This is a genomic window from Bacillus sp. AK128 (genome assembly GCF_053903075.1).
Genome location: NZ_CP096379.1, coordinates 3037638 through 3049569, shown reverse-complemented (window position 1 = coordinate 3049569; position 11932 = coordinate 3037638). Strand labels below are relative to the sequence as shown.

11 protein-coding genes are annotated in these 11932 nt (G+C 35.8%); 6 read left to right on the top strand and 5 right to left on the bottom strand.

What is annotated here, in order from left to right:
* Positions 1–5: 5 nt before the first annotated feature.
* Both M1D60_RS15255 and M1D60_RS15250 read left to right on the top strand, forming a co-directional pair.
* Positions 6–377 carry a response regulator gene (locus M1D60_RS15255; RefSeq protein WP_456275692.1) on the top strand — a complete coding sequence of 124 codons (372 nt, stop codon included), beginning with the start codon at positions 6–8 and terminating at the stop codon, positions 375–377.
* Positions 367–3258 (top strand): ATP-binding protein, encoded by a 2892-nt coding sequence (locus tag M1D60_RS15250; protein WP_456275691.1) that lies wholly within the window; start codon positions 367–369, stop codon positions 3256–3258. The genes M1D60_RS15255 and M1D60_RS15250 overlap by 11 nt, the downstream gene beginning before the upstream one ends.
* A gap of 97 nt (positions 3259–3355) precedes the next feature.
* Here the strand turns inward: M1D60_RS15250 and M1D60_RS15245 are convergent, their stop codons facing one another.
* The gene (locus M1D60_RS15245) at positions 3356–3820 is read right to left on the bottom strand and encodes a YkyB family protein (protein ID WP_456275690.1); all 465 of its coding nucleotides are present in this window, start codon (positions 3818–3820) and stop codon (positions 3356–3358) included.
* A gap of 285 nt (positions 3821–4105) precedes the next feature.
* Positions 4106–4312, bottom strand: a complete 207-nt coding sequence (locus M1D60_RS15240; protein WP_456275689.1) for a penicillin-binding protein — start codon at positions 4310–4312, stop codon at positions 4106–4108.
* Positions 4313–4403: 91 nt separating this feature from the next.
* On the opposite strand from M1D60_RS15240, the gene M1D60_RS15235 reads away from it, so the two are divergent.
* The 3 genes from M1D60_RS15235 (at position 4404) to M1D60_RS15225 (ending at position 7463) form a co-directional block, all read left to right on the top strand.
* Entirely contained in the window at positions 4404–4802 is a 399-nt protein-coding gene (locus M1D60_RS15235) for a fluoride efflux transporter FluC (RefSeq protein ID WP_456275688.1), read from the top strand.
* On the top strand, positions 4799–5161 hold the full coding sequence (locus M1D60_RS15230) for a fluoride efflux transporter FluC (protein ID WP_456275687.1): 363 nt from the start codon (positions 4799–4801) through the stop codon (positions 5159–5161). The genes M1D60_RS15235 and M1D60_RS15230 overlap by 4 nt, the downstream gene beginning before the upstream one ends.
* Before the next feature lie 196 nt (positions 5162–5357).
* A complete protein-coding gene (locus tag M1D60_RS15225) occupies positions 5358–7463 on the top strand; it encodes a sensor domain-containing protein (protein ID WP_456275686.1) in 2106 nt (701 codons plus the stop codon).
* 74 nt (positions 7464–7537) lie between these two features.
* Here M1D60_RS15225 and M1D60_RS15220 read toward each other — a convergent pair whose 3' ends face one another.
* The 3 genes from M1D60_RS15220 to M1D60_RS15210 all read right to left on the bottom strand — a co-directional run bounded on the left by M1D60_RS15220 (position 7538) and on the right by M1D60_RS15210 (position 10874).
* Positions 7538–8404 carry a metallophosphoesterase gene (locus tag M1D60_RS15220; RefSeq protein WP_456275685.1) on the bottom strand — a complete coding sequence of 289 codons (867 nt, stop codon included), beginning with the start codon at positions 8402–8404 and terminating at the stop codon, positions 7538–7540.
* Positions 8405–8947: 543 nt separating this feature from the next.
* Positions 8948–10507 (bottom strand): ATP-binding protein, encoded by a 1560-nt coding sequence (locus tag M1D60_RS15215; RefSeq protein WP_456275684.1) that lies wholly within the window; start codon positions 10505–10507, stop codon positions 8948–8950.
* Positions 10470–10874: an ATP-binding protein gene (locus M1D60_RS15210; protein ID WP_456275683.1), complete on the bottom strand. Its 405-nt coding sequence runs from the start codon at positions 10872–10874 to the stop codon at positions 10470–10472. The genes M1D60_RS15215 and M1D60_RS15210 overlap by 38 nt, the downstream gene beginning before the upstream one ends.
* A 159-nt stretch (positions 10875–11033) precedes the next feature.
* Between M1D60_RS15210 and fadH the strand changes: the two genes are divergently transcribed.
* Positions 11034–11798 (top strand): 2,4-dienoyl-CoA reductase, encoded by a 765-nt coding sequence (fadH, locus tag M1D60_RS15205; RefSeq protein ID WP_456275682.1) that lies wholly within the window; start codon positions 11034–11036, stop codon positions 11796–11798.
* Positions 11799–11932: the final 134 nt, after the last annotated feature.

Genomic DNA, 11932 nt, shown 5'->3' with positions numbered 1-11932 from the left:
CTTATATGTCTAAAAAAATATTGCTTGCTGAAGATGAAGAAGTGCTAAGAATGCTAGTCGTTGATACCCTTGAGGATGAAGGATTCGAGGTGGATGAAGCTTGTGACGGAGAGGAAGCTGTAGAAAAGATTGAGAGTAGTGAGTATGATCTTGTCATTTTAGATTATATGATGCCTGTATATACTGGGCTAGAAGTAATTGAAAAAGTTCGTCAAAACCCTGAGAAACAAGAATTGAAAATTATGATGTTGTCGGCAAAAAGCCAGCAAAAAGACCAGGAAATTGTTTTGGCAGCAGGAGCAAACTATTTTATGTCAAAACCATTTAGTCCTCTTGATTTAGTTTCTAGAGTCGAGGAGATACTTCGTGAAGATTAGGGAGTATTTTTCTAGTAGCTTGTCAAGACAGTTTGTATTAATCGTAGGGATTTTCGCCATTTTATTTGTTTTAATTTCATTATTAGTATCCATGTATGAACAAAATATTACCAATCATTATGAGTTCTTAAACAAGGAAAATGAAGCCAAAGAAAAGGTTGCCCAAGATTTAGATTATGGTTTTAATGATTTATTTTTTGAAACGAGAGGACATATTGCTTATGGAAATATTTCTAAAAGTTATTTAGATAGAGCTAATGATCAATTGCCGGTTCTTGAAACAAATCTTTATTTACTAGAACAATTAAAAAATAATGAAACGGATGAAGAATTCTATCAAGAGGTTTCCCGATTTCATCAGTATTTTGTGGGGGAAGTTTTTCCAAGAATCGTAAGTGATATCGAAGAGGGTAACGCAGATGAAGTTGTTGACGACGCTATCAATGGCTTATCTGATGAAGTTTGGCAAATGAAACATACTCTAAAAGATTATCGCCTGCTTATGGATCAAAACGTTCAGCAGAACTTTCAGGAATTATCTAGTAAATTAAAGCAAAGTCAATATATTTACTTGCTTTCAATACTTCTTATGTTAGCTTCACTTGGTTGGATGTTAAAAACAATGCTTTCAAGAATTGGTGGTCCACTTAGTGAATTTGCACATACTGCTAATTTAATCGCTCAAGGTGAGGAAACAACCTTTGATTTCTATAGTAACCGAAAAGACGAGCTTGGTACCTTAACGAAAGCATTTGGAAAAATGATATTGAGTATACAAAATAATGAGCAGGAATTAGTTGCTCAAAACGAGGAAATGTATGCTCAACAAGAGGAGTTGCAAGCCCAACAATCAGAGCTTGAAAATGCATTAGACTCTTTAAGGAAGAATGAACAAAATCTAATTATAAGAAACAAGTTTGTTAACGGTCTATCGTATTCTCTTAATAAAGATGAGGTTTTAAATAGTATAGTAGAGAATATGTGTTACGTTTTAAAGGCTGATACTGGTTTTATCGGTTTACTTAATATGCGCGACTTTGCATTCTTTGGTATATCCCCAGAGCGTGCTAATAAACTAGTATCTACTCTTTCAGAAGGCGCAGCTAGGAGAGCAATTGATACCAAAAAGCCTTATGTAGTTAAAAGAGAGGCAACTGATCTCGAAAAGGATTACCATTCAAGCACACTTTATTGCTCTGATTTATATGTTCCTGTATTAAATGGGTCTTCAAATGTAATCGGAGTTTTAATATTTACGAAGTTTGGGTCTGTTTTTGAAGAGGAGAAATTGTATGAGTCAGAGGCACTAGCTAAGCAAATCACCATATCTCTTGAAAGAATTAAGGTTTATGAGGAATCCGAACAGGATCGAATTCTTACCCAGGATATGATGAATACCATCCACGAAGGTATTCAATTAGTCGATGTAACAGGAAAGATCCTTCAAGTAAATAATAACCTATGTGACTTAATTGGGTGCAGTAATTCTCGTGACTTGGAAGGGATTGAATTCGAAAATTGGATCAAGAAATTTTCTGCGAGCACAGAAGAAGATGAAGGACTCGTCAACTTTTTCTATGACGTAATTAATGGGAACCATGATATCACAACTTACAGATATCATATTCAGTCACCTAAGCAAAGAGTCATTCAAGTATATTTTGAACCATTAACACGAGGAAAGATTAAGTTTGGTACCGTATTTGTTCACCGAGATATAACCAAGGAATTCGAAGTCGATAAAATGAAATCAGAGTTTGTAAGTACTGTAAGTCACGAATTGAGAACACCACTAGCTAGTGTTCTTGGTTTTACCGAATTAATGATTAACAAGGAGTTAAAGCCAGAGAGACAGAAAAAATATTTATCAACCATATATCAAGAAGCAAAACGATTAACCTCTCTGATTAATGATTTCTTAGATGTCCAGCGAATGGAATCAGGAAAGCAAGTATATGAGAAAAAGTACGAAGATCTAATGACTATTATTCATCAAGTAGTGGATACGCAAAGAATCAGTTTAACTCAACATTCGATTCATGTTTCTAAAAAGACTGAGTTAACTACTGTTTTAGGAGATCAAGATAAAATTTCTCAAGTGTTTACTAATTTAATTAATAATGCGATAAAGTATTCTCCTGAAGGTGGAGAAATAACAATTGATGTGTATGAGGAGTCAGGATGGGTAAAGGTAGCGATTAAGGATCAAGGGCTAGGTATTCCATCTGAGGCGATTCCTAACCTGTTTACAAAATTTTATCGAGTAGATAATTCAGACAGAAGAAGAATTGGTGGAACAGGACTAGGTTTATCGATTGTGAAAGAAATCATGGAGGCACATGGTGGGAAAGTCTCTGTTGAATCGGAACTAAAAGAGGGAAGTACTTTCATTTTACAATTTCCAGTCGTAAACCAACAAAGTGCCTCATCATCCAACCAAAATCAAGCATTTAGTAATGAAGTCCAACCTGTTTCAAACAGAAGGAATGTATTAATCGTTGAAGATGATTCTAGTCTAGCGAAACTTCTAGAGGCGGAGTTGGAAGAAAGTGGTTTTAAGGTGTATGCTGTAACTAATGCAAAAGATGCCATTGATTCCTTGGATCAGTTTAAGCCTGATGTTGTTGTACTAGACATTATGCTAGAAGATGAGAATCTTGATGGATGGGATATTCTTAAGCATATGAAAAACGATGAAGCTCTTAACAAGATTCCTATCTTTATTTCTTCTGCATTAGAAGAGAAGAGCCGTGGATTAGAACTAGGAGCTAAAGAATATCTTGTAAAACCTTATCCACCTAGTATGTTATCAAAAATTATTATGCAAACATTACTTAATCAAGGACCACAGGGGCAAATAATGGTTCCTGAAAAAGATTAAGTATCGTTTAGTCGTAGAAAAGACCAAATCATTTAATGATTTGGTCTTTTCTTTGTTCTTATATTACTTTTATTATGATAATTCTATGGATTTTATCTTACCTGTAACTTTCACCAAGACGCTTAAATACTGGTTTTTGATATTTTGGATTGGTCAGTTTTTTCTGAGGTTTTTGTGTGGTAGGCAACACACCAACATAATCTTGTAATACCTCTTTTGCTTGGGACAATGCCATATTAGATTTAGGGTTTCGGTAGGTCTGATTTAATGAGCCTAAGTGTGGAAGGTGTTCGAAGTCTTCTTTTGAAGGAGGCATATGAAAAAAATAATCTCCTGCAGATACAAGAACATCTGACTGTTGGTGGCTATTTTTGGGATTTCGAGAAAAATGAAGCCCTACTTTTTTAGCCTTTCCCTCGTGAACTAGTTTTTCTAATGCTTTTCTCTTTAGTAAGTACAAGTATTTTGGGTCTGTTGCAGTTTTAGCATGTCTATTGACCGAAAATATAGCTTGAGTAAGGTTTTGTATGGAAAGTTGGTTTACTTTGTTTTTATCATCCATTGATTGGTCTCCTTTCTATAGTCTAATGATATCCTATCTTTAAAAAAAATCCAAACGTTTTAACATAAAAAGAAGCCAAACATCGGCTTCTTTTCACAGGGTGATAGTATATATTGTTGTTTTCGAAAAAAACCCAGAAGTAGGATTTGTCCTTAGCAGTCTGAGCTTCCGTACATTAAACAGCTCTCTCTTTTCTATGTGAGATACAGTTGCTACAAATACAAAAGGGAATATCGAAAATGGTATTGAAAAACAACAATGATTTAGGTAGAGCTTTACAACCTTTTATTTATATCCATATAGTCCTCCATAAGGGAATCCATATGGTGGGCCGTAAAATGGATAGCCGGGGTAAAAGGGTCTTGGTCCATAATAATAAGGTCTGAAAGGTCTCGGTCCAAACAATAATGGGCTAATCGCTAAACCTGTAACAAAGGGTAAAAACGGAAAACGTTGATCATGAGCATAAGATGCTCTATGTGCTGGATACATGTTTATTTGCCTCCTTAGATAGTATTCGTAATATAATATGGATATATTTGAAGGAAGGAGCAAGTACTCCAGAAGAGTAGAGGGTGTTTTTATGAAAAATTCTAGTAGTATTTATGTAGCAATTGGAGGGTTTATAGGAGCGGGAGCCAGGTATGGAATATACTTATCACTACCGATACCCCTTTCATTATTAGGAACATTCCTCTGTAATATGTTGGGGTGTTTATTAATCGGCCTCTTTTATGAATTTTTGAATAATAGATCGAAACAAAGAGAACTTTGGTTATTATTAGGGACAGGTTTTTGTGGAGGCTTCACGACGATGTCTGCCTTTTCAGGTGAATTAGTACAATTAGGTGAGAGCGGTCAAATATTGTTACTTGTTTTTTATTTATTAGGTACCTGGCTTATGGGCATTTTCTTAACCATAGTGGGAATCAAATTAGCTACATTATTATTGGATAGAAAAGAAAGGTTGGACCGGGCATGACTCTTTTCTATGTATGTATTGGTGGATCAATAGGTGCTCTAGTTCGGTACTTAATGACAGTGCTCATTACAAAAAAGTTATCCAATTTCGGATCATATACCGCTACTCTTGTCATTAACGTGATGGGTTCCTTTTTACTTGGGGTTATATTAGGTTTATTGAATGAGCCAGCATCTAACACACTAACAACAGGCATTACGATTGGAATTATAGGGGCATTCACCACCTATTCTACGTTTTCATTAGACTGTGTGCGTCTAATCAGAGAGAACAAATGGAAACTATTTTTTCTATATTCAACAAGCATGATCCTTCTAACCACATGCTCTTTCTTATTTAGCTATTTATTGCTGAAATAAATTCAGAGGAAGACGATTACATATTAATAGTAGACTTCTTTTTTAGCAAATTAGCTGTTATAATGGCAGTATGTCAGTTCTTGTCGTAAAAAGATTTTTTTTATTATAGTTAGCAGATGAACATAACGTTCATAATCTCTAATTCTATTAAAACCAACTAGTTGCGCTTATTTTACCTTGAGGATGCGATACCAAAATGAACCGGATTAATAACCACCTTCAACTTGAGCTTGGGGATATTAAAGATAGAGATTATTCAAATAGAATGGCTCAAATAATAAATGAGATTATCCTTAATGTTGTAAGTGATCTCGTTTATTTGATGAAAGTAGAAAATGGAAGTATCTTCCGGTATGTGTATGCAAATAAAGCAGCTTTCAAACGAGCAAACATCACTGAGGACAGCATGGGACTATCTATACATGAGGTTATCCCAACAGATTTCGCTAATCATCTTCAAAAGTACTATGAAAAAGCAGTAAAGTATGGTCAACCGCTTGTTTTTCAAGATACAGTGAAGATTGATGGGGAAGAGGTCTACAGTGAATCAATCTTAACACCAATCTATGACGATGAAGGACAATGTCGTTATGTAGTCAGTGTTACAAGAGATATTACCGATAAAATGAAAGAACAGTTTAGACTTTTAGAAAGTCAGCAACGATATAAGTCTTTAATGGATCATAATATGGATGCGGTTTTTTCAGTTAATGAAAGTAGAGTTATACTTAACGCCAATCCTTCAACCTATTCGATTACTGGATATACGGAGAAAGAATTACAGCATTTATTACTAACTTCTTTAGTAGTGCATGAGTATGTAAAAAAAATTGACCAATTATTCTATGATACACTTGAAGGCAAAACAAAAGATAATATTACGTGCCAAATGATTCACAAGTCAGGAAATATTATTGATGTACATTTGAAAATGATACCTATTGTTGTCAATGTAGAGATAAAAGGTGTCTATATTATCATGCGTGATATTACTGAACAAATTCGTAGTAATGAAGTCATGAAGTTTATAACCTATCACGATCATCTAACTGGCTTACCAAATAGGAGTTCGTTAAAAGAGGATATCCACAACGTAGTATTGAACTCTAAAAAGCATAAGCAAGTGTTCGGATTGATGTATTTAGATCTAGATCGATTTAAGTTTTTAAACGACAGTATGGGACATTATGTTGGAGATCTACTACTTAAGGAAGTGGCTCAACGTCTTTCTTCGCTACAAAGTACGACGATCACCGTTTATCGTCAAGGTGGCGATGAATTTATACTTATTATAGAAGACACCAATCGATGTCAAACCCATAAAATTGCTGAACAGGTTCTTTCACTGTTTCAGGTACCTTTCTTGCTTACTTCACAAGAATTCTATGTCACCCCAAGTGTAGGGATTAGTATGTACCCGCATGATGGTCAGGATGAGGAAACATTAATAAAGAGTGCTGATACTGCATTGTATCGTGTGAAGGAAAGAGGTAGAGGACACTTCCAGTTTTACTCAAATGACATGCAAAAGGATGATTCCCAAACCATGCTTCTTGAGACATGCTTGCGAAGAGCCATTGAGAAGGATGAATTGCTTTTATATTATCAACCACAAGTTGATTTGTTTACGGGTGAGGTTTATAGTTACGAGGCACTTCTAAGGTGGGATTGTGGCTTACTCGGATTCGTATCCCCAGCTGACTTTATTCCACTTGCTGAAGAAACAGGGCTAATCATTCCGATTGGTGAATGGGTAATTACTGAAGTGTGTGATCAACTGCGAAAATGGCGTAGCAAGGGCTATACTAATATTTCAGTTGCTATTAACTTATCAGCAAGACAATTTCAGCAACCGAATATTGTAGAGTATATAAAAAATGCCATTCAGATCAATGACATTAATCCATCTCAGTTAGAGATAGAGATTACTGAAGGTGCCATGCAGGATACAAAAGAAACGATAAAAATATTAAATAGATTAAAAGAGATTGGTGTGCAAATATCTGTTGATGATTTTGGTACCGGCTATTCATCTCTTAGCTATCTAAAAAGGTTTCCTCTTAATACACTTAAAATTGATCAATCCTTTGTACGAGACGTCTTAACAGACGAAAAGGATGCTGCAATTACTAAGACAATTATCCATATGGCCCACAGTCTTGGATTCAATGTAGTAGCTGAGGGAGTCGAATTAGAGGAACAAGCTGAGTTGTTAAGAATAATGGAATGTGAGAAAGGGCAAGGCTATTTATTTAGTAAACCAATCCCTGCTTCACAAATTGAACAAGAATTTTTAAAGTGAGGATCTTATTGATTTCCTCAAAAGAAAGAACTCGTCAAAAGGACGAGTTCTTTTTGTACAAAAAGGAGTATTTATTACTTAATACTGTTTAATGTAAATATAGTAAGCTCCGGTTTGGATAAGAAGCGAAATGGAACTCTCGTCGTCCCGAGTCCGCGATTTACATAAAGAGTTAATGGCACATCACCGACCTCATATAAGCCTTCCACATATTCAGAAGCGAACGGAGGCGTAACAATTGCTCCTAAGAATGGAACCTTAACCTGTCCCCCATGACTATGACCAGATAGTTGCAGTTGAACCGGATAAGAGTGACTTATTTTGGCGACATCTGGTTCATGAGCTAGCAGAATCGTATATGTATCTTGTGGGACCGTTCGAAGTGTCTGTTCAAAATCTGGCCGACCTAACATATAATCATCTAAACCAGCAACGGTAATTGACTCACCTAATATAGTAATAGAGGTTGAAGAGTTCATGAGTAGATTGAATCCAGACTGTTCCATGATTTGTTTATAAGACTCTGTACCATAACCACCATGATCGTGATTTCCATAGATCGAGAATTTACCTAATGGTGCCTTAATACTTGATAGTAAAGGGATTAACTCCGCTGGAGATGGGTATGTATCAGGTGCGTCAATTAAATCTCCTGTAAAGAAAACCAAATCAGCTTCTTCTTTATTTATTTGATCAATGAGCTTTGAGAATTTTTCCATTTCGTAATAATGACCAATATGGGTGTCGCTAAATTGTAAAATTCGAATACCATTAAACTCCTTAGGGATCAATGGAGATTTTAGAGTAAAACGAGTTGTTTCCAACTGATTCGGTTCTATATATCTCGCATAAGTATACCCAAATGTAAGGGTCATGATTGTCCCAATCGAATATCCAAATGCTCTCTTTAAAAATCCTCTCCGTGTATACTGCTCACTCATCTTAAAACCAACCTATCTATTTAATGTCTGTTAATACGATTCTTTATCACTAGTAATGAAATTATAACATGGATACATCTATATGATGAGCAAAAAGAAAAGAGGCTGGGACAAAACCTAGTACACCAGTCTCAAAGCCGAATAATCTCTAAATTCGTCTACCTATCAAAAATATTACTGTTTTGTTACTTTGTTACTTAATAACCAGTTAAGCTGGAAGAACAAGGTTGTTCCATTGCGCTTCAGACACTCGCTTTCCGCGGGGAGTGTAAGAAGGTTATTTTCACTAGCGTGAAAAAACCTACCTCCTCGTCTACGCCTGCGGGGTCTCAGCCTTTCCTCTACTTCCGTAGAAAAAGCTCTTTCCTTTTTCCTTGCAGGAGTCGAGTGTCTTTCGCTCCATTCCACTAGGTTAAAAAATAGTATTTAAAAATTGAAAGTAACAAATAAAAACCCGAACTAGTAGGTGAAGAAACATCAATACCACCTAATAGTTCGGGTTTATCGTAGGCTGAAATACTTATGTCCCAGCCTCTTTCTAAACTATATAATTTTAAGCTCTTCTAGTGTTTGTTTTAAATCTGCCTTTGTTTCAATTCGGTTACTAAAGGTGACACCAAGTTCAATCATCGTATTGGCAACCTCTGATCGTATTCCTGTCACCACCGCGTCACAACCTAGGAGAGCAAAACCTTCAACGATCTTGAATAAATGACTGACAACTGCTGTGTCCATGTAGGCCACTCCAGACAAATCAATGATCATCTTTTTAAGTCGTTCTTTTTCAATATGTGATAGAGATTTTTCTTGTAATCGTTTTGCACGATAAGTATCCATTGTTCCAACAATAGGTAAGATAGCAATTTTATCAGTAAGTGGAATGATTGGAACAGATAGTTCTTCAATAACCTCGCGTTGAGATTGAAGGATCTTATTATGATAGTCAGTATAATTGACAATAAAGTTATTTAGATATGTATCTACATAATGATTGGTTTTCTTTTCAAAAGTAAAAAACTCTTCAATACTGATGGAGATATTTTGAAAGTAATGGTACATAAAGTCCCAATAGATACTCCTTAATTCCTGGAACCACTCGAGCTTAATGATGGAAGCAACCTCGTTTTTTGCCCATGTAATTCCCTGGTTTTTTGCAAGTTCAATAAGCTCATGTTCAGCATCCTGATCAATCAGACTTATGATTTTTTTTGCTATTTCAAACATAGATTGTTCTCTAATAGAAGAATTCTTTAAATGTAAAAAGACATTTTTCGTTCGGTCATGAAGAATTCGATCAAATGCTTCTTGGTTTAGGTATAAAAATTCCTTAAAGCTTTGATCTTCTCTAATTTGTAATTGGTTCATCTTTTCAATTTTCACTTCCTTCACATTCTGTATGGGGAAAAGGATATTAAATGTAGTCCCAACCCCTTCTTCGCTTGTTATATTTACCTTTGCACCATGTTTATGAAAAGTTGTAAACACCTGCGTAAGACCCATCCCAGTACCGTTTTCTTTTGTTGTGAAAAAGGGTGTACCTAATAAATCAAGCTTGTCCTTTGGAATGCCTGTTCCGTTATCTTGAATAATAATATGTATGAATTCATCTTTCACAAATTGAGTGATTCGAAGCTCGCCTTGGTCTAGCATGGCTTCAAAGGCATTCTTCAAAAGATTAAAAAAAGCTTTCTTTAAAGCATTCTTTTGACCATATATTTTTACTTGATAGTCATTAATGCTTTTTACAAGTGTGATTCGGTACATTTGCTCTTGAAATAAAGATAAAATTGACTCAAGTTCAGTCCCTATCGATATATACTTATAAGGTTCTGCTTCTAAATCAGGCTTTGAAACCTGTAAGAGGTTGTTAAGAGTGCTCAGTGCTCTTTCTAGCTCATCCATTGCAATATCTAGATAGGGAGAGTCCTTCTCCTCTTGGAGCAACTGAAGAAATCCCTTTACAGAGGTTAGAGGGTTCCTAACTTCATGAGCGATTCCGGCAGAGACCTGTCCGATTGAAATAAGTCGATCATTCCTTGCTTTTTCATCATTCAAGCTATGTAAACTATTTGGAAGGGATTCGACTATACCATTTTTCAACAATTACTTTTGTCCCTCCTTGTACCTGTGAATCGATTTCAAATGAATCCATCATTTTTTTAACTCCCATTATACCAAGGCCTAATCCTTTTGATTCAGGATTTTTAATACCATTAAAAACATTTTCAATGGAAGAAATCCCAATGCCAAAATCGACGGCTGTAATGCGCATCCCTATACTTAGCTTTTCAATTAATACATATCCAGGGCTATGGGAGTGATAGATTATGTTTTTACAGAGTTCTGAAATCGTCACAATAATTTGTTGTTTTTCTAAGATAGAATAGGGAGTGTCAGACATCTCTTGATATGCTAAAGAAATAGCTGTTAGAATATCAGGTTCTCTGTTAATTAATACTCGATGGGACAAGGTACGTACCTCCAAAACATGGCAATCAAATTTATTTTATCAAATAATTTAGTAAATTGGAGATTTTTTTGGTTTTTTTCTATTAATCTTATTTTTCTGTCATATAAGTTAGTGATACAATGAATAAATAAAACGTTTTCATAAAAGGAGATTGATAGAATGAAAGGGAAAGTAGTGATCGTCACAGGCGGTTCAAATGGAATGGGTAAGTTTATGGCAAAGCGCTTTGCCCAAGAAGGGGCATACGTGGCTATTACAGGCCGTACGCTTGAAACGCTAGAAGAGACAAAGAAAGAAATCGAAACATTTGAAGGACAGGTATTGACGGTACAAATGGATGTTCGAAATCCTGAACATGTAGTACATATGGTTGAAAAGACCTCTGAAACTTTTGGCACGATTGATTACTTAGTGAATAATGCTGCGGGTAATTTCATTTGCCCTGCAGAAGAACTTTCGGTAAATGGATGGAAAGCCGTCATTGATATTGTCTTAAATGGAACCTTCTATTGTAGCTCATATGTTGGGAAGTATTGGATTGAAAAAGGAATCAAAGGAAGCATCATTAATATGGTAGCCACCTATGCTTGGGGAGCAGGTGCTGGAGTAATCCATTCAGCTAGTGCCAAAGCTGGAGTATTGGCGATGACTAGAACGCTTGCTGTAGAATGGGGAAGTAAATATGGTATTCGTGTAAATGCAATTGCTCCAGGCCCTATTGAACGTACGGGTGGTGCAGACCGTTTATGGGAATCAGACGAGGCAGCAAAGCGTACACTTCAAAGTGTACCACTTGCAAGACTTGGAACCCCAGAGGAAATCGCCGGTTTAGCCAACTACCTATTATCAGACGAAGCAGGTTATATAAACGGAGAATGCATCACCATGGACGGTGGACAATGGCTTAACAAACGTCCTTTCTAACCAACCAATAAACAAAATACTTTAACCAATTAACGCATTGGGGGCCTGTCCCCCAATGCGTTAATTGGTTAAAGGGGATTAGTGGAAATTATTGTTGTATTATGTGACAATATTTTAGAGATTAATGGTTCTTC